We start from the raw sequence: 17,464 nt of genomic DNA on the forward strand, positions 1-17,464 counted from the left end.
TCCGTTTGGCTTCCGTGGGCTCTGACGGCCCAGATGCGTCAGGGGGCGGCGAGTCCGGCCCAGGCGCTCTTGCCTTGCGAATTGATTATAGGTTTGTGCAAGGCCACCCTGGACGGTATAGCGCTTATATCAGCTATACCGAATGGGGTTAGGCGGCCGAAGCCAGCCGTATATCGAGTGCGACCGGCGATTCCTCTACCGCGGCCGCAATCGCGAGCGTGATTTCAGCCTGTACTACGCGCATCGCCTGGGTATAGGCACGGTTGAAGGCGGTAGCCACCATGACCCGGGTTTCCACCGCCGGGCGGCGCAATCGCCGGGCCGTCAGCGTGCCGTGTCGCAGCTCGCGATGGATGGCGGGCAGTGCAAGTACCGTGTGGGCAACACCGGTCAATACGAGATCTTTCATCAGTTCGAGCGTGTCCATCTCGTAGTCGACCCGAAGCCGTATCCTGGCCTGAGCGGCCGCGGACTCCAGGGTGCGGCGCAGTCCATGGCGGCGCGTGGGAAGCACCAGCGCAATACCGTCGAGCTGCGCCATGTCGATGTGGTGCTGTCGCCGTTTGCCTGGCGCAGGCGCGCTGGGCGCGGAGACGAGATGCAGGCCCGCGCTCGCGAGAAAATCCACGGCGATATGCTTCGAGCGCTGCGCATCGTGCAGCAGTGCGATATCCAGCCTGCCGTCGACGAGCCATTCGTGTATGTAGCCGCTATAGCCGGACACGATGTTCAGCTTCACGTCGGGATAGCTGCGCCGCACACGCTGCACCAAGCCCAGGCCGAAGAGTTCGAGCATGGTCGGCGTCATCCCCACGATGACGTCGCCACGTGGCTGCGCCCGCTCCTTCTGCAAGGACCCGGACAGCGCCTGCACTTGGCGCAGGATGGGCCGAATGCCCTCAACGAAGCGTTCGCCCTCCGGCGTAAGCGCTACGCCCCGGCCGTGGCGATACAGGAGGGGGACGCCGCACTCCTGCTCTAGTGCCTGAATCTGCCGTCCGAGTGCGGGCTGAGCCATTCCTATCACCGATGCGGCTCGCGAGAAGCTGCCGCTTTCGACGACGATTAGCAGGTGCTCGATTCGCTTCAGGTCCATTGAACGCGAGGGGAAAGGAGAGATCGCGCCATGAGTGGCAGTTTGATGGCAACGCCGATCATCATACTGACCTCCTCGGGCCGAGTGTCGCCGGAACTCTCCAGCTTGGGGTTGTTCAGTTGTATGGGGGAGAAGTCAGTCTATCCCGCGTCCAAGGCCGCTGGACGCGACCGGGCGGTCATGTTGGACGCAGGGTCGACTGGCGCGGGCTGAGGCGCGAGCCGCTCAGTGTTCGAGAGCCGCGTAGACCAGGTTGCGGATCAGCGACCGGTAGTGCGTGCGCTGCCTGGGCGACTGCATCATGAAGACGACGTACATGTCGAGCGCGGGGTCGACCCACATGTAGGTACCGCCCGCGCCGCCCCAGTAGTACTCGCCCACCGATCCCGGCACACTTGCCATGCCGGGATCGGTGCGCACCGCGAAGCCCAGGCCGAAGCCGTAGCCCGGGCCGGGCAGGTACAGCGGCGTGCGGGCGATGTCCTGCCCCAGGTGGTCGCTGGTCATGTAGGCCAGCGTGGCGGGCGACAGCAGCCGCTGGCCGTCCAGCGTGCCGCCGGCGAGCAGCATCTGCAGAAAGCGCGCATAGTCGGTTGCGCTGGAAACCAGCCCGCCGCCCCCGCTTTCGAAGCGCGCCTGCCTGCCGGGGTCGCTGATCTCCACGCCCACGCCGATCTGGCGGTCGTCCGGCAGCGGCTGCGCCAGGCGCGCCTGCTGCTGTGGCTGCTGCAGATAGAAGCGCGTGTCCCGCATGCCGAGTGGCTGGAAGATCCTCGTCTCCAGGAATTGCCCCAGCACCTGCCCGCTCGCGACCTCGACGACCCGGCCCAGCACGTCGGTGCTGTAGCTGTAGTCCCACGTGGTGCCCGGCTGGTAGGCCAGCGGCAGGGCTGCGAGCCGCCGCGCGAACTGCGCATTGTCCGGATCGTCGGCGAACAGGTTGGCGTCGTTGTAGGCGCGCTTGACCAGTCCGGGGCCGAAGAAGCCGTAGGTCAGGCCGGAGGTGTGGCGCAAGAGGTCGTGCACCAGCAGGGGCCGCCGCGCCGGCGTGGTTTCCAGCACCGGCTTGCCGTCGGCGCCGTTCTTCTCGACGCCCACCTGGAGCTTGGCGAACTCGGGAACATAGGCGCTGACCGGATCGTCCAGCCGCAGCTTGCCCTCCTCGACCAGCATCATCGCGGCGACGCTGGTGATCGGCTTGGTCATCGAATAGATGCGAAAGAGGGCATCCTTCTGCATGGCGTCCCCGGCTTGAGGATCGCGCTTGCCGACCGCCTCGAAGTAGCGCGTCTGGCCGCCCTGCACCACCATCACCACCGCGCCGGGAATGCGGCCCGCGGCCACATCGGCCTGCAGGACCTCGCCGATGCGCGCCAGGCGCTCGGTCGACAGCCGCAGGGCGGGCGCGGGGGCCTGCGGCGCGTCGGCCGCGACCACCGTCGGCGGGATGGTCTGGCCTTGGGCCGTCAGCACAGGGCTGGCCAGGGCCAGCGCGAGCGCGAGGGTGCGCGCAGGGAATCGAAGCGGCATGTCGGGTCTCCGGTCGTTGTGGTGAGGTCGCGGCGCGCGGCTTCGCCACGCGCCGGAGGGGGCGTCGAGCCCCCCCGGGCAATCTACCGGCCGGCCATGCACGGCGACATACGGACCTACCCGTGGTCAGTCCGCGGCGAGGCGCACCAGCGCATTCCCGCCGGCATCCAGCAGGTACAGCTTGCGCTGCGCGTCGTCGACGCGAAAACCGCGCGTGTCCTGCAGGGCCTGGATGAAATCGGTCTCCTGGCGCATCACGGCCGGGGCGCACGCCATGAAGGTCGAGGCGATCGGCAGGAAGCTGAAGGTGTCGCCGTCGATCTGGGCGCGGGTATGGATGCCGTTGCAGCCGCCATGGCCCGACACGCTGCCGTCGGCGGCGATCTCCAGGCGCGATTGCACGCGATCGAGCACGCCTTTGCCACGGATGTCCTCGGCCAGCCATGCGCCCACCGGCAGGGCGGCGGTGGCGGCGGGCGCGCTCACCTGCTGTACCAGGATGTCGGTGCTGGCATCCGGGCCGAAGGCGGCATGATGCGTCGTGTTGGTGAAGAGCAGGCGGCCGTCGAGTTCGATGCGGGCCTGCAGGGCGTAGCGCATGCGCGGGTCGATCCGGGCGGGATCGTAGCGCAGGGTGTAGGCAAAGGGGCTGCTGCGCCCATCGGTCGGGATGTCGGTCTGCGCGACGATACGGGCCGGCGCGTCGGCCAGCGAGACATCCGCCAGCGCGACCCTGACGACGGCGCCGGGCGGCAGCGCGATGCGCTCGCGATACATGACGTTGCCGCTCAGGGTGCGGCCGCCCGATCCGCTGGCTGCGCCGCCCACGCCCGCGCAGCCGGCGGCGCTCAGCGACAGGACGGAGATGGCCGCAAGAAGGCGGCGGCGGGTGGCGAAGCCGGCAGGCGGAGCTGGCTGGTGCATGGCTGTTCTTCCTTATCGTCGTGGCGGGGGATGTTAGACGCGCAGCAAGCGCAATACCGTAAGGGACCGTGACCGATGCGCTGCTCTGGTGCATCGTGCTCCATCATGGTGGTCCCGTGCAATGAGACGGTGCATGGCACGCTTCAGGGATATAAAAACACATTAAAATCAAAAGCTTGGCAAATTTTTCAGGCCGGGGAAATGTAATTTACGGGAAAGAAGTGCGATTTATTCCCATCGATCGGGAATAGCCGGTTTGTGATTCCCGAACTCGGGTCAATACTTTGCGCATCATGTCGACGCGCCCTGTTACCACCTCCCCGCAAGATCGCCTGCTGCAGGTGCTCGCCACGGTGGCCCAGAGCTCCGGGGCCCTGAGCGCTGCCGAACTCGGCGCCATGACGGGCCTGCCCAAGAGTTCGCTCTACCGCCAGCTTGCCCGCCTGCGGCACTGGGGCTTTGTCCAGGAGGTCGATGGCGGCTACGCGCCCGGCCCCATGGGGCTGCAGTTGGCGCAGGGCTTCGATGCGACTTCGCACCTGGTCCAGGAAGCGCGCGAAGACATGCACAAGCTGGTGCGCCAGTCCGGCGAAAGCGTGGGCCTGATCGTCGCCGTCAACGATCGGGCGATCTGCATCGAGATGCTGGAGAGCCCGCAGGCCTTGCGCTGTTCGTTCGAGAAGGGGCGCAGCGTGGCCCTGCGCCGCGGCGCCACGGCCAAGTGCCTGCTCGCGCACCTGCCGCAAGCGCGGCGGCGCGCCGTGCTCGACGCCGCCGATGACGAGCCGCATCCGCGCGATGCCACCTGGGAAGAGCTCGAGGTGATCCGCCAGGCCGGCTACGCGCGCAGCCAGAGCGAGATCGACGAAGGCGTCTGGGGCGCGAGCGCGCCCATCTTCGGCGGCGGGCAGCACCTGCTCGGCTGCCTCACCCTGATGGCTCCCGTCGCCCGCGCCCTGCCGCGCGAAGCCGAGCTCACGCAGATGGTGATCGTTGCGGCTGCGCGCATCTCGCGCAACCTGAACCTGTAGTTTTCCGTCCATCCGTACGGGCGCTAGCGCCCTTTTCCTACCAGGAGTCTTTGATGAAAGTGACCCGTAGATTCGTGCTGGCCGTCCTTGCCGCTTGTCAACTGGCCTGGCTCGCGCCGGCCCACGCCCAGGACGCGCTGCGCGTGGCGACCGACGCCACCTTCCCGCCCATGGAGTATGTCGAGAACGGCAAGCTCACCGGCTTCGATGTGGAACTGGTCGAGGCGCTCGCCGCCGACATGGGCAAGAAAGTCGAGTGGACCCAGATCGACTTCAAGGGCCTGGTGCCGGGCCTGGTCTCCAAGCGCTACGACATGGCGGTGTCGGCGATCTACATCACCGACGAGCGCCGCAAGGTGGTCGACTTCGGCGATTCGTACTATGCCGGCGGTCTGGTCGTGATGGTCAAGGACGGCGACACCAGCATCCAGGGTCCGCAGGACCTCGCCGGCAAGAACGTCACGGTGCAGGTCGGCACCAAGTCGGTTTCCTACCTGAAGGAACATTTCCCGGATGTCAGGCTGGTCGAGGTCGAGAAGAACGACCAGATGTTCAATCTGGTGGCCATCGGCCGCGCCGATGCCGCCGTGACCGGCCTGCCCGCCGCCTACCAGTACGTGCGTACCCGCGGCGGCCTGAAGGTGCTGCCCGAGCCGCTCACTACCGAAGCCTACGGCATGGCCGTGCGCAAGGACACGCCCGAACTCACGGCGGCGCTGAACCAGTCGCTCGCCAACCTCAAGGCCAACGGCACCTACGACGCCATCGTCAAGAAGTGGTTCAGCAACTGAGCGCTCTCGGCGCTGGGCTGCGCCCGACCCGGCCCCCTGAAGGGGCAAGGCGGCCCGGCGTTTCCTTGCCCGCTGTTTCGTAGTGGATAGACCCGCGCCCGGCGCCATGCCGGGCGCCACGGGACGCGGCGCCGCCAGGCGGCGGCCCGCCCATCCTGGAGACTCACCCCCATGGATTTCGATTTTTCCCCGGTCTGGCAGAACTGGCCGGACCTGATGCACGGCGCGCTGGTGACGGTCGAGATCGTCATCGTCTCGCTGTTCTTCGGCTGTCTCATCGGCCTGCTGGTCGGCATCGGCCGCCTGGACCCGAGCAAGAAGCTGGTCTACGGCATCTGCACCGCCTACGTGGCCGCGATCCGCGGCACGCCGCTGCTGGTGCAGCTCTTCATCCTGTTCTTCGGGCTGCCGCACTTCGACATCCTCCTGCCCGCCTTCGTCTGCGGCGTGATCGGCCTGTCGATCTATTCCGGCGCCTACGTGTCGGAGATCGTGCGCGGCGCCATCCAGTCGATCGACAGGGGCCAGGTCGAGGCCGCGCGCTCGCTCGGCATGCCCTCGGGCATGGCCATGCGCAACGTGATCCTGCCGCAGGCCTTCGTGCGCATGATTCCGCCCCTGGGCAACGAATTCATCGCCCTCATCAAGAATTCCGCCCTGGTCTCGCTGCTCACCATCCATGACGTGATGCACGAGGGCCAGAAGATCATCGCCACCTCGTACCGTTCGCTCGAGGTCTATCTGGCGGTGGCCGTCATCTACTTCGTGCTGACCGGCGTGACCACGCTCACCCTGCGGCACATCGAGAAGCGCCTGCGCGCGGGAGGCATGGTGCAATGAGCACGTCCAGCCAGCAACCCATCGTCCAGGTCCGGGGCCTGGTCAAGGCCTTCGGCGAGCACGTCGTGCTCGACGGCATCGACTTCGATATCCAGACTTCGCAGGTGGTGGTCGTGATCGGCCCCAGCGGCTCGGGCAAGAGCACGCTGCTGCGCTGCTGCAACGGCCTGGAAGTGCCGCAGCGGGGCACGGTCGACATCTGCGGCCGCCGTTTGATGGACCATAGTCGCATGATGCCCGAGGCGCAGTTGAATAAGCTGCGCGAGGAAGTCGGCATGGTGTTCCAGTCGTTCAACCTGTTCTCGCACATCTCGGTGCTGGAGAACATCACGCTCGGCCCGCGCAAGCTGCGCGGCCTGTCCAGGGCCCAGGCCGAGCAGGAAGCGCGCGAGCTGCTCGGCAAGGTCGGCCTGGCACACAAGGCCGAGGCCATGCCGGCCAGCCTGTCGGGCGGCCAGAAGCAGCGCGTGGCCATCGCCCGCGCGCTGGCCATGAAGCCGCGCGTGATGCTGTTCGACGAACCGACCTCGGCGCTGGACCCCGAACTCGTGGGCGAAGTGCTGCAGGTCATGAAGCTGCTCGCGAGCGAGGGCATGACCATGATGGTCGTGACCCACGAAATGGGCTTCGCGCAGGAAGTGGCCGACGTGGTCGTGGTCATGGACGGCGGCGGCATCATCGAGCAGGGCCCGCCCGAGCAGATCTTCGGTGCGCCGACCCAGCCGCGTACGCGCGAGTTCCTGCAGGCCGTGCTGACGCGGAGTTGAGCATGGCTGTCACACCCGTAGGCGCCAGGTTGCGGCATGTCGTGCTTGCCGATCTGCCCGCCTCGCCCTGGCGCAATGGCGGCGGCGAGACGCGCGAGATCGTTTGCGTGCCGGCCGGCGCGGACATGGCCGAGTTCGACTGGCGCCTGAGCGTCGCCACCATTGCCCGCACCGGCCCGTTCTCGGCTTTCCCGGGCGTGGACCGCGTCATCACCCTGCTCGAGGGCGAGGGCGTAGTCCTGCGCTCGACCGACGGCCTGATCGAACACGCGTTGACCGCGCCGCTCGTTCCCTACGCCTTCTCCGGCGACGTCGCGATGGATTGCGAGCTGGTCGGTGCCTGCATGGACTTCAACGTCATGGTTCGCCGCTCGACGACGCGCGCGGACGTGACGGTCCAGCGCGTGGCTGCCCGGACGGCGCCCGCGCGCGCCGGCGCGTTCTACGCCGCGCACGGGACGTGGACCGTGACCGGCACCGAGGGCGAGTCGGCCACCCTGGCGGCCGGCACCGGCGCGTACTGGCTGGACGCCGAGGCGGGTTGGCGGCTGCATCCCCATTCGACCGGCGCCGCCCTGTTGAGCGTGCGCTTCGAATCCGTATGAGAGAACAAGAATGACCACGAGCCCGAGCGCAGGCCGCGTCCTTCAGGACGGGGCGAGCGAGGCAGATCCTTTCCCGGCGCCGCTGGCGCCCCAGGCCGGCGGGGATGCGTCCGCCGCCATGCAGAACCGAGACACGACGATGTGGGCCGCGGATGCGCTGCTGCCCGACGGCTGGGCGCGCGGCGTGGCGCTCGCCTGGGATGCGCAGGGCCGCCTGACCGAGGTGCGCCGGGGCGTGGCCGCCGAAGGCCGGCCGGTGGCGGCCGGGCCCGTGTTGCCGGGCCTGCCCAACCTGCATTCGCACGCGTTCCAGCGTGGCTTCTGCGGCCTGACCGAATACCGCGCGCAATCGGCCGACAGTTTCTGGAGCTGGCGCGATCTCATGTACCGCTTCGCGGCGCGGCTGTCGCCGGCGACGCTGGAAGCGGTGGCGACCTGGCTGTACGTCGAGATGCTGGAAGCCGGCTATACCTCGGTGTGCGAGTTCCACTACCTGCACCACGACGTCGACGGCCGTCCCTACGCCGACGATGCCGAGCTGGCGCTGGCGCTGCTGCGCGCGGCCGAGCGCGCCGGCATCGGCATCACCCTGCTGCCGGTGCTCTATCAGAACAGCGGTTTCGGCGGCGGCGTGCCCAGCGCGGGCCAGCGCCGCTTCATCCGCGGCACCGACAATATGCTGGCCCTGCTGCAGCGCCTGAAGCCCGTGTGCGATGCCCAGCCAGGCGCGCGCCGCCTCGGCCTGGCGCCGCATTCGCTGCGCGCGGTCACGCCCGAGCAGCTCGGCGTGGCGCTGGCCGGCCTGGATGCGCTGGACCCCGCCGCGCCCGTGCACATCCACATCGCCGAACAGGTCAAGGAAGTGGAGGACTGCATCGCCTGGAGCGGGCAGCGCCCGGTGCAGTGGCTGCTCGAGCATGCCGAGGTGGGCCCGCGCTGGTGCCTGGTGCACGCCACCCACATGACGCCCGAGGAGGCCCGGGCCGCCGCCCGCACCGGCGCGGTCGCCGGACTATGCCCGAGCACCGAGGCCAACCTGGGCGACGGCATCTTCGACATGACGAACTGGCGCGCCGGCGAAGGACGCTGGGGCGTGGGCTCGGACAGCCACGCCATCGTCAACGCGGCCGAAGAGCTGATGCTGCTGGAATACAGCCTGCGCTTCGCGCTGCGTCAGCGCAACGTGATGGCCACGCCCGAGCAGCCGCACGTGGCCACGGCGATGACGCTGGCCGCGGTGGCGGGCGGTGCGCAGGCGTCCGGGCGCGACATCGGCGGGCTGTGTCCAGGCCAGCAGGCCGACTTCGTCGTTCTGGACCCGCACGCGCTGCCGCTGGCGGGCTTGCGTGCCGAAGACATGCTCTCGGCCCATGTGTTCGGCAGCCATCGCACGTCCGCGCTGGTCGAAACCTGGGTGGCCGGGCGCCGGCGCGTCGCCGGCGCCCGCCATGCCGCGCACGGCGAGGCGGCCGCCGCCTTCGTGGCCGCGCGCAGCGCGCTGATCGCCACCACTTCTTGAGGTCCGCCATGAGCAACCCCATCACCGACCGTCCTGCCTATACATTTCGCCGCGGCACGGCGCCGCTGCTGATTTCCATGCCGCACGTCGGCACCTACGTGCCGCCGGCCATCGCCGAGCGGTTCACCGACGAGGCGCGCCAGGTGCCCGATACCGATTGGCACCTGGAACGCCTGTACGATTTCGTCGACGCGCTGGGCGCTTCGCTGCTGGTCGCCACCCACTCGCGCTACGTGGTTGACCTGAACCGTCCGCCCGATGGCAGCAGCCTGTATCCCGGGCAGAGCGTGACCGGCCTGTGCCCGGTCGACACCTTCGACGACACCCCGGTCTACCGCGACGCCTCGCTGCTGCCCGGCGAGGCCGAGGTCGCTGCGCGCCGCGAGGCGGTCTGGCGTCCGTACCACGACACCCTGCACGCCGAGCTGGAGCGTCTGCGCGCCGAGCACAGTGTGGCGGTGCTGTGGGATGCGCACTCCATCCGTTCGGTGCTGCCCCGCTTTTTCGAGGGCAAGCTGCCCGACCTGAACCTGGGCACCGGTAACGGCATCAGTTGCGATCCGGCGATGGCCGAGGCCGTGTTCGCCGAGGCCAGGGCCGCCGGCGGCTACACCGCCGTGCTGAACGGCCGCTTCACCGGCGGGCACATCACGCGCCACTATGGCCAGCCCGCGCGCAACATCCACGCCATCCAGCTCGAGATGACGCAGTCGTCCTACATGCAGGAAGCGCTGCCGTTCGACTACCTGCCCGAGGTCGCCGCGGGCATCCAGCCGCACCTGCGCCGCATGGTGCAGGCGGCGCTGGATTTCGCCCTGGCGCGCAAGGCGCGCTGAGCCCGGCGTTCAACTGGCGGGCTTGGCGAGCGCCGAGCCCAGCATCTCGCGCATTGCGGTCGCTTTGGCCGCCGCGGCGTCGCGGGCCTCGGCCAGGCCGGCGATGCGGTCCTCTTCGTCGGCCAGCATCTTCACGTAGCGCTGGCCCAGCGTGCTGTCGGCGGGTACCGCGGCCAGGTTGTCGCGCACGCGGGCCTGGTTGGCCTGCGCCCGCTCCAGATCGCCGTCCGCGCGCTGCACCGCCTGTTCGGCGCCGGCCAGTTCGCGGCGCAGGTCGGCCAGCTCGCGCAGGCGCTCGCGCGTGGCGTCGTCGGCCGCCGCGCCCGACCAGCGCATCAACACGTCGGCGTCGGCGTCCAGCAGGGCGAGTGTCTGCGCCTGCTGGCGTTCCTGTACCAGCGCGATCTCGGCTTGCGCACCCGCGTCCAGGTGCTGGCGCAGCCGCCAGTGCGTCGCCGTTTCGCCCGACAGCGCGTCCGAGCGGGCCTGCCAGCCGGGCCGGCGCGGCACTTCGATCAGCAGCTCGCGCGCGGCGTCGGGCGCGCCCTTGACGCGGTACTGGGTGTTCAGCCGCTGGACGCGGGTGGCCTGCAGCACGCCGTCGGCAATGCGCACGTCGGTGATGTCCTCCTGCGGCCGGGTCTCGGCCGTCACCTCCACCTTGCGGTCTTCGGCGAACAGGGCCAGGCGCGATTCGCTCGGCGGCACGGCCGCGAGCGCGGCGTCGCCGGCGTGCGCGCCGTCCGGGTCATACACGGTGAGAATGCCGGGCGGCAGCGTGACCCCGGTATCGTTCTGCAGCATGACGCCCGCGACGGGATGGCGCTGGCCGCGGTCGGCCTGGAAGACGGCGATGCGCGATCCGGCGACCTCGGCATCGACGAAGGGGATGGCAAGCGTGCCGCCGGCGGCCAGCGTGACGGGGCGCGGCAGGCGATACGAGGCCGCGGTCGCGCCTTCTTCGGCCGGCGCCGCCCCGGCCGAGCCCGCAGCCATCGGCGGCGGGGGAGCGGGCGCCGGTGCGGCCGCGACGCGTGCGGCCCGGTTCAGCATGAGCTGGCCGCTGGCGGCGCTGGCTTCCGCCATGGGGCGTTCGGCGCTGTCGTCGCGGCGCGGCGGCTCGGCCGCGCCGGTTTCGATGCCGAGCACCGGGCGTTCGTGCCAGGTGTGCTCGTAGAGCGCCTGCCGGTACATCACGGGAGCGCCCGTGGTCAGCGTGAGCTCGACGTCGCGCCAGTCTTCGCCGGTGGCGTTCTCCACGACGGCCCAGCTCTGCAGGCGCGCCTTGCCGTCGTCCTGCAGCACGAGCCGATGGCTGGTCTTCCAGACCGGCGCCGCGACCAGATGGTCGAGCACCACCTCGCGCGCGCCCGTGCCCTCCAGCGCAATGGCGAGATTGCGCGCATGCTGCGCCGTGCCGAGCCCGGTGACCGTGGCGGCGCGCGTCAGCCGCTCGCGCATCGCGTCGTCGAGGATTTCCAGAGTGGCGTCGGGCCCGAGGCGCAGCAGGTCGATCCGGCCCGGCGCCGTCAGCACGCTCAAGCGCGCCGCCGGCTCCGCCGCCTCCCCGGCCGGCGTCGGCCCCTGTGCGGGCCGTTCCACGCCCAGGATCACGCCCTCCACGTTGCGCCCGCCCGAACTCGCGCGCACCCGTGTGCCGGCCAGCGCCTGCGCAAGGTCGGGCAGCGCGGCCATGTCCTGCGCGTCGAAGGGCAGCGTACGGAAGGTTTCCTCCAGCGGCGCGGGGCCGTCCAGGCTCATGCCGGCGACCGTGCCGGCGGGGTCGCGCACCACCAGACTCTTGAGCCAGTCGTCGACGTCGCGCAGCGGCGCCTGGACGTGCAGCGTCTGGTTGCCGTCCACGCTGAAGACGCGGCGCACCTGGGCCATGCCGCCCGAGGAGAGCGACACCGCCACGACGCGGCCGCCGTCGTCGGCCGCATCCGCGTCCTGGGCCGCATGTGCGTTCGTGAGAACAAGAACGGTGGCCAGCATGGCGAACCGGGTGTGCAGGGGGCGGGGCATGGGCGACATCCGTGAAGACAATCCCGCCACTGTAGCAACCGTTGCCGGCAGCATGCGGTAACGCAGTGCATCGGCGGTGCGTGGAGGCCAGGCGCCAGGTTTCGGACGCCAGACGCCAGCCGCCAGAAGCCGTTGTTGATGACCGCTGTCGGGCAGCGTCGCGACACCTCCATGTTGCACGCACGACACAGCCACCCGCCCGCCGGCCTGTGGATAAGCCTGTGGATATCTCTGTGATCATGCGGTGTACATCCCTGTGGATAGGCTGTGAAAAGGCTGTGGAGGACCTGTGCACAATCGGCGCCATGCCGGCCGGACGGCCGCACCAGGACTGGCTGGCGGGCCGGGACTGCTGCGCCGCGCGGTCGCGGCCAATGCCATGCGCCTGTCATAAAGGGCGGACGGGTCCGAGCCGCGGTCATTACGTTGCATTGCAAAAAAAGAAAATGTAGCGTACATTACGTTTTAATCGGACTCCTCCTCCATGAGCGACTTTCTTCCTTCCGAACGGCGCGCCCCCACCCAGAAGGGCGAAGCCCGGCGCCTGCGTCTGCTCGACGTGGCTGCGCAGGCTTTCCTGGCGCACGGCTACGCCGCCACCTCCATTCAGGCCATCGTGCGCGAGGCCGGGGGTTCGGTCGCCACGGCATACCAGTTGTTCGGCAACAAGGAGGGGTTGCTCGTCGCTGTCCTGCAGCGCGAGTTCCAGTCCCTCGAAGCCTCGGTGTTCCCCGAGGGTCTGCCCGATCTGCCGGTGGCGCGCATGCTGCCCGAGATCGCCGAGCGCCTGCTCGCGCGCAACGTCACGCCACGGGCGGCCGGCTTCTATCGGCTGCTGCTCGGCGAGGGCGTGCGCCTGCCGCGCCTGGCCGAACCGCTCGCCGCACTCGTGAACCAGCGCATCCATGCGCCGCTCGAGCAATGCCTGCGCAGCGCTCAGCGGCGTGGCGAACTGGTGATCGACGATCCCGCGCGTGCGGCGCGAATGCTGCGCCAACTGCTCAACGGCATCGCCCATGACGCGCGCATCGTGGGCGGCCGCGCCGACGGCCCCACCGCAGAGGATCTGGCGGCCTGCCGCTACGCCATCGCGGCTTTTTTGAGAACCTATCAGCCCTGACGCCCCCGCGGACGCCCCGGCATAACGAAGCGAGACATTCGTGGCCCGTGTTCCTCTGTACATGCGTCCCGCGCCGGATTGGGAGCCCCACGAGCGCCCAACCATGCCGGGTTCGCCCGCCATGCCTTCCCACCGCCTGCGCACGCGCATCGCCTATGCGCTGGTCGCGCTGCTGGTCGGCATCACGGGCGGGCTGGGCAACGCCATGGTCACGGTCAACCTGGCCGCCTTCCAGGGCCACCTCGGGCTGACGCCCATCGAAGGCGCCTGGCTGCCGGCCGCCTACTTGATGGTCAACATGTCGGCCAACCTGCTGCTGCTCAAGTTCCGCCAGCAGTTCGGCCTGCGCCTCTATGCCGAGATCGGCCTGGCGCTGTATGCGGCGCTCACCATCAGCTATCTCTTCGTGCAGAGCCTGCCGATGGCGATCTTCGTGCGCGCGGCCAGCGGCTTTGCCGGCGCGACCACGACCACCCTGTGCGTGCTCTACATGCTGCAGGCGGCGCCGCGCGAGCACATCGTCAAGACGCTGGTGATCGGCATGGGCATCTCGCAGTTGGCGGTGCCGCTCGCCTGGATACTGTCGCCGGCCCTGCTCGACATGGGCGACTGGAGCCGGCTGTATGCGTTCGAAGCCGGGCTGGCGCTGTGCGCGCTGGCCGCCGTCGTCGTGCTCAAGCTGCCGCCGGGCCAGCACGTCAAGGCGTTCGAGCCGCTGGATTTCGTCACCTTCGCGCTGCTCATGCCGGCCCTGGCCCTGCTTGCCGCGGTGCTCGCGCAGGGCCGCCTGCAGTGGTGGACCGAAGCGCCCTGGCTCGCCTGGGCGCTGGTGGCGAGCGTGCTCCTGTTCTCGCTTTCCTTCTACATCGAGCATCATCGCGCCACCCCCTTGCTGCAGACGCGCTGGCTGGGCACGGCCGACACGCTGCGCTTCGCCTTCGGCGCGATCGCCATGCGCTTCATCCTTGCCGAGCAGAATTACGGTGCGGTGGGCCTGATGCAGGCCCTGGGCATGGGCGGCGACCAATTGCGCCTGCTCTATGTGCTGATCCTGCTCGGGCTGATCGCCGGCCTCCTGACCAGCGCCTTCACCTTCGGCCCGGCGGCCGGCAACCGGCTCATCCTCGCTTCCATCCTCCTGATCGCGGGCGGTGCCTTCCTGGACGCCCATGCCTCCAATCTGACGCGGCCGGTGAACCTGCTGCTCAGCCAGACCATGCTCGCCTTCGCCGGCGGCCTGTTCCTCGGCCCCATGTTGCTCTCGGGCGTGACGAAGGCCCTGGCCAACGGGCCGAACTATCTGGTGAGCTTCATCGTGCTCTTCTCGATCACGCAGAGCCTGGGCGGCCTGGCCGGCTCGGCGGTGTTCGGCACTTACCAGACCGCGCGCCAGACCTACCACGTGCAGCGCCTGGCCGAGCAGCTCTCGCCCACCGAACCATTGGTCGCCCAGCGCGTCCAGGCGCAGGCGCAGCGCTATGCCGGCGGCACCCCGGACCCGGGCCGGCGCGAGCGCCAGGGCACCACGCAGCTCGCCCAGACGGTCGTGCGCGAAGCCACGGTGCTGGCCTACAACGATGTCTTTCGCCTGATCGGCGCCTTCGCCATCGCGGTCTTCACCTGGACCTATTTCCATTCCTGGCGCGACCGGCGCCGGGCGGCCGCCGCCGCCGCCTCCCCGGCCGCGACCGCAGACGCCTCCACCACGACAAGCTCCTGAGAACATCATGTCCACCACACCCGCCACCGCTGCAGCCGTGCCTCCCGAACGGCCGGGAGACGCGCCAGAGCGCGCGCAGCCGCCCGCGCCCGAGCCCATTCCCAAGATCCTCAAGCCGCACCCGCGCACCGTGATCGTGATGGCCCTGGTGGCGCTGGCCGGCGTGCTCGCCATCCTGTACGCCTGGCAGCTCTGGCCGTTCGTGAGCGATGTGGTGAGTACCGACAACGCCTATGTCCGGGGCCAGATCACGGTGCTTGCGCCCCAGGTGAACGGCTACGTGGGCGAGGTGGCGGTGCAGGACTTCGCCCAGGTCCGCGCGAACGACGTGCTCGTGCGCATCGACGAGCGCATCTACCGTCAGCGCGTGGCGCAGGCCGAAGCCCAGGTGGCGGCGGCGCATGCCGGGCTGGACAACGTCGCGCAGAGCCTGGCCTCGGGCAAGGCCACGCTGGCCTCGCGCCAGGCCGAGCTGTCGTCGGCGCAGGCCGAATACCAACGGGCGCGGGCGGACGAGGCACGCGTCAACGAACTGGCCAGCCGCGGGTCGGTGTCCAACCGCGAGCGCGACCAGATCCGCGCGGCCGCGCGGGCCGCCGCCGCGCACGTCAAGCAGGCCGAGGCGGCGATCGACATCGCGCGGCAGGACATCGCGGCCACCGAGGTGTCGCGCGGCGGGCGCGAGGCCGACGTGGAGCTGGCCGAGGCCACCCTGCGCCTGGCGCGCATCGACCTGGACAACACCGTGATCCGCGCGCCGCGCGACGGCCAGGTCGGCGAAGTCGGCGTGCGCCAGGGCCAGTACGTCGCCGCGGGCACGCAACTCGTCTACCTGGTGCCGCGCCAGACCTGGATCGTCGCCAACTACAAGGAAACGCAGACCTACGCGATGCGCCACGGCCAGCCGGTGCGCTTTGCCGTGGACGGGCTGCCGGGCGACACCTTCCGCGGCTGCGTCGAGCGCATCTCGCCCGCCACCGGCTCGGAATTCAGCCTGCTGCGCCCGGACAACGCGACCGGCAACTTCACCAAGGTCGTGCAGCGCATCCCCGTGCGCATCGCCATCGATCCCGACCAGCCCGACGTGGAGCGGCTGCGTCCCGGCATGTCGGTGGTCACGCGCGTGGATACCTCGGTGCGCGAGCCGGCCGGGGAGTGCGGATCATGATCGCCATCGGTTCGCGCGGACGCGGCCCGGGCCTGGCCTGGATCGGCCTGGCGCTTTGCGGTGCCCTTCTTGCCGGCTGCGCGCCCATGCAGCCGCCCCGGCCTTCGGCTGCGCGCGTGGACGCCCCGGCCGACTGGCGGGCCCCGGCCGAGACCCAGGCGCCGGTCATGCCGACCTGGTGGCAGGCGTTCGGCGATGCCCGGTTGAATGCGCTCGTCGAGCGCGCGCTCGCCAACAACACCGACGTGCTGAGCGCGATGGCGCGCGTGGACGAAGCCCGTGCGCAGGCCCGCCTGGCCGCCATCGACACCGCGCCGCGAGTCGACGGCGTGCTCAGCGCCCAGCGCAGCCAGTCGCTCTCGGCCACCGGCCTGGCCGCCTCGAGCACGGTCCAGCCGACACTGCAGGTTTCCTACGAAGCGGACGTCTGGGGCAGGCTGCGCGATCTGCGCGATGCCGCGGTGCTCGGCGCGCAGGCCACGCAGACCGATCTGCAGACCGTGCGCCTGGCGGTGGCCGCCACGGTGGCGCGCTCCTACGTCGAACTGCTGGCGCTGGACCGGCAACTGCAGGTCACGCGCAGCACGGTCCAGGCGCGCGCCGATGCCCTGCGCATCGCGCGCGACCGCGCCGAGCTGGGCTACACCTCCCAGCTCGAATTGACCCAGGCCGAGGCCGAGCACGCGGCGGCCGAACAGTTGATCCCTGGCCTGGAACAGCAGATCGCCGACCAGGAGAACGCGATCCGCCTGTTGAGCGGCGACCCTCCGGGGCCGGTCGAGCGCGCCGCCGTCGACGCCGAACTGGCCATGCCGGCCACGCCTGGCGCCTTGCCGGCCCAACTGCTGGAGCGCCGGCCCGACCTCTTTGCCGCGCAGGCCCGCCTCGCGGCCAGCGATGCCACGCTGGCCGCCGAGCGCGCCCGCTTCTTCCCGCAGGTGCAGTTGTCCGCCAGTCTGGGGCGGCTTTTCGCGAGCGGCCTGAGCTTCGACCCCGCCACCGTGTGGACGGTCGGCGGCAGCGTGCTGGCGCCGCTGTTCGACCGCGACCGCCTGCGCGCCGGCATGGACGCGGCCACGGCGCGCCGGAACCAGGCGGCCTACGCCTATCGCGCCGCCGCACTGAGCGCCTTCAAGGAAGTCGAAGCGGCGCTGCTGGGCATCCAGCGCTACGACGCCGAGATCGCGCGGGCAAGCGAACGCCGCGAGGTGCTGGCGCGTTCGCTGGAGATCGCACGCGACCGCTATCGCGCAGGGTACTCTTCCTATCTCGCCGAACTGGACGCCCAGCGCACGCTCTTCGATGTCGAACTCGCGCTGGTGCGGCTGCGGGCGGCCCGCCACCAGGCCCTGATCGATCTCTACCAGGCGCTGGGCGGCGGCTGGTCCGCGACCGCGGCGTCCGCGCACGACCACGGGCAAAGCGCAAGCCTCGCCGTTTACGGCGAGAAAGCTCCCGACGTCAGGCGGGAGTGACTCATTCTGGAGGTAGT

General features: G+C 69.9%; 15 protein-coding genes. 11 read left to right on the plus strand and 4 right to left on the minus strand.

The genetic code is table 11. From position 1 onward, the window contains the following. Positions 1 to 148: 148 nt before the first annotated feature. The 3 genes from FOZ76_RS06630 to FOZ76_RS06640 all read right to left on the minus strand — a co-directional run bounded on the left by FOZ76_RS06630 (position 149) and on the right by FOZ76_RS06640 (position 3,550). The gene (locus FOZ76_RS06630) at positions 149 to 1,096 is read right to left on the minus strand and encodes a LysR family transcriptional regulator (protein WP_143947347.1); all 948 of its coding nucleotides are present in this window, start codon (positions 1,094 to 1,096) and stop codon (positions 149 to 151) included. Between the two features lie 225 nt (positions 1,097 to 1,321). After that, entirely contained in the window at positions 1,322 to 2,626 is a 1,305-nt protein-coding gene (locus tag FOZ76_RS06635; protein WP_143947348.1) for a serine hydrolase domain-containing protein, read from the minus strand. A gap of 126 nt (positions 2,627 to 2,752) precedes the next feature. After that, complete coding sequence (locus FOZ76_RS06640; protein WP_143947349.1) at positions 2,753 to 3,550, minus strand: YbaY family lipoprotein; 798 nt, start codon at positions 3,548 to 3,550, stop codon at positions 2,753 to 2,755. A 293-nt stretch (positions 3,551 to 3,843) separates the two neighbouring features. Between FOZ76_RS06640 and FOZ76_RS06645 the strand changes: the two genes are divergently transcribed. From FOZ76_RS06645 to hutG, 7 genes are all read left to right on the plus strand, one after another. Next, positions 3,844 to 4,581, plus strand: coding sequence for an IclR family transcriptional regulator (locus FOZ76_RS06645; RefSeq protein WP_143947350.1), 738 nt, complete (start codon positions 3,844 to 3,846; stop codon positions 4,579 to 4,581). Between the two features lie 53 nt (positions 4,582 to 4,634). Then, complete coding sequence (locus tag FOZ76_RS06650) at positions 4,635 to 5,372, plus strand: transporter substrate-binding domain-containing protein (RefSeq protein WP_143947351.1); 738 nt, start codon at positions 4,635 to 4,637, stop codon at positions 5,370 to 5,372. A gap of 171 nt (positions 5,373 to 5,543) precedes the next feature. Next, positions 5,544 to 6,212 carry an amino acid ABC transporter permease gene (locus tag FOZ76_RS06655; protein WP_143947352.1) on the plus strand — a complete coding sequence of 223 codons (669 nt, stop codon included), beginning with the start codon at positions 5,544 to 5,546 and terminating at the stop codon, positions 6,210 to 6,212. Then, positions 6,209 to 6,979: an amino acid ABC transporter ATP-binding protein gene (locus FOZ76_RS06660; RefSeq protein WP_143947353.1), complete on the plus strand. Its 771-nt coding sequence runs from the start codon at positions 6,209 to 6,211 to the stop codon at positions 6,977 to 6,979. Before FOZ76_RS06655 ends, FOZ76_RS06660 begins: the two co-directional genes overlap by 4 nt. A gap of 2 nt (positions 6,980 to 6,981) precedes the next feature. Then, positions 6,982 to 7,584, plus strand: coding sequence for a HutD/Ves family protein (locus tag FOZ76_RS06665; RefSeq protein ID WP_143947354.1), 603 nt, complete (start codon positions 6,982 to 6,984; stop codon positions 7,582 to 7,584). A 118-nt stretch (positions 7,585 to 7,702) separates the two neighbouring features. After that, entirely contained in the window at positions 7,703 to 9,103 is a 1,401-nt protein-coding gene (locus FOZ76_RS06670) for a formimidoylglutamate deiminase (RefSeq protein ID WP_143947374.1), read from the plus strand. Between the two features lie 8 nt (positions 9,104 to 9,111). Then, the gene (gene hutG / locus FOZ76_RS06675; RefSeq protein ID WP_143947355.1) at positions 9,112 to 9,939 is read left to right on the plus strand and encodes an N-formylglutamate deformylase; all 828 of its coding nucleotides are present in this window, start codon (positions 9,112 to 9,114) and stop codon (positions 9,937 to 9,939) included. A 9-nt stretch (positions 9,940 to 9,948) separates the two neighbouring features. Here hutG and FOZ76_RS06680 read toward each other — a convergent pair whose 3' ends face one another. Further along, positions 9,949 to 11,964 (minus strand): DUF4139 domain-containing protein, encoded by a 2,016-nt coding sequence (locus FOZ76_RS06680; RefSeq protein WP_143947356.1) that lies wholly within the window; start codon positions 11,962 to 11,964, stop codon positions 9,949 to 9,951. A gap of 484 nt (positions 11,965 to 12,448) precedes the next feature. Between FOZ76_RS06680 and FOZ76_RS06685 the strand changes: the two genes are divergently transcribed. From FOZ76_RS06685 to FOZ76_RS06700, 4 genes are all read left to right on the plus strand, one after another. After that, a complete protein-coding gene (locus FOZ76_RS06685) occupies positions 12,449 to 13,084 on the plus strand; it encodes a TetR/AcrR family transcriptional regulator (RefSeq protein WP_143947357.1) in 636 nt (211 codons plus the stop codon). Between the two features lie 103 nt (positions 13,085 to 13,187). Beyond that, positions 13,188 to 14,804 carry an MFS transporter gene (locus FOZ76_RS06690; RefSeq protein WP_143947358.1) on the plus strand — a complete coding sequence of 539 codons (1,617 nt, stop codon included), beginning with the start codon at positions 13,188 to 13,190 and terminating at the stop codon, positions 14,802 to 14,804. 7 nt (positions 14,805 to 14,811) lie between these two features. Next, positions 14,812 to 15,972 carry an HlyD family secretion protein gene (locus FOZ76_RS06695; RefSeq protein ID WP_143947359.1) on the plus strand — a complete coding sequence of 387 codons (1,161 nt, stop codon included), beginning with the start codon at positions 14,812 to 14,814 and terminating at the stop codon, positions 15,970 to 15,972. Next, entirely contained in the window at positions 15,969 to 17,447 is a 1,479-nt protein-coding gene (locus tag FOZ76_RS06700; RefSeq protein ID WP_143947360.1) for an efflux transporter outer membrane subunit, read from the plus strand. The genes FOZ76_RS06695 and FOZ76_RS06700 overlap by 4 nt, the downstream gene beginning before the upstream one ends. The last annotated feature ends 17 nt before the right edge of the window (positions 17,448 to 17,464 follow it).

Origin of the sequence: Verticiella sediminum (assembly GCF_007558815.1) — a bacterium.
GTDB lineage: Bacteria > Pseudomonadota > Gammaproteobacteria > Burkholderiales > Burkholderiaceae_B > Verticiella > Verticiella sediminum.

Coding starts and splice junctions, on each gene's coding strand:
- FOZ76_RS06630 (WP_143947347.1), bottom strand. CDS start 1,096: ATGGACCTGAAGCGAATCGAGCACCTGCTAATCGTCGTCGAAAGCGGC.
- FOZ76_RS06635 (WP_143947348.1), bottom strand. CDS start 2,626: ATGCCGCTTCGATTCCCTGCGCGCACCCTCGCGCTCGCGCTGGCCCTG.
- FOZ76_RS06640 (WP_143947349.1), bottom strand. CDS start 3,550: ATGCACCAGCCAGCTCCGCCTGCCGGCTTCGCCACCCGCCGCCGCCTT.
- FOZ76_RS06645 (WP_143947350.1), top strand. CDS start 3,844: ATGTCGACGCGCCCTGTTACCACCTCCCCGCAAGATCGCCTGCTGCAG.
- FOZ76_RS06650 (WP_143947351.1), top strand. CDS start 4,635: ATGAAAGTGACCCGTAGATTCGTGCTGGCCGTCCTTGCCGCTTGTCAA.
- FOZ76_RS06655 (WP_143947352.1), top strand. CDS start 5,544: ATGGATTTCGATTTTTCCCCGGTCTGGCAGAACTGGCCGGACCTGATG.
- FOZ76_RS06660 (WP_143947353.1), top strand. CDS start 6,209: ATGAGCACGTCCAGCCAGCAACCCATCGTCCAGGTCCGGGGCCTGGTC.
- FOZ76_RS06665 (WP_143947354.1), top strand. CDS start 6,982: ATGGCTGTCACACCCGTAGGCGCCAGGTTGCGGCATGTCGTGCTTGCC.
- FOZ76_RS06670 (WP_143947374.1), top strand. CDS start 7,703: ATGCAGAACCGAGACACGACGATGTGGGCCGCGGATGCGCTGCTGCCC.
- hutG (WP_143947355.1), top strand. CDS start 9,112: ATGAGCAACCCCATCACCGACCGTCCTGCCTATACATTTCGCCGCGGC.
- FOZ76_RS06680 (WP_143947356.1), bottom strand. CDS start 11,964: ATGCCCCGCCCCCTGCACACCCGGTTCGCCATGCTGGCCACCGTTCTT.
- FOZ76_RS06685 (WP_143947357.1), top strand. CDS start 12,449: ATGAGCGACTTTCTTCCTTCCGAACGGCGCGCCCCCACCCAGAAGGGC.
- FOZ76_RS06690 (WP_143947358.1), top strand. CDS start 13,188: ATGCCGGGTTCGCCCGCCATGCCTTCCCACCGCCTGCGCACGCGCATC.
- FOZ76_RS06695 (WP_143947359.1), top strand. CDS start 14,812: ATGTCCACCACACCCGCCACCGCTGCAGCCGTGCCTCCCGAACGGCCG.
- FOZ76_RS06700 (WP_143947360.1), top strand. CDS start 15,969: ATGATCGCCATCGGTTCGCGCGGACGCGGCCCGGGCCTGGCCTGGATC.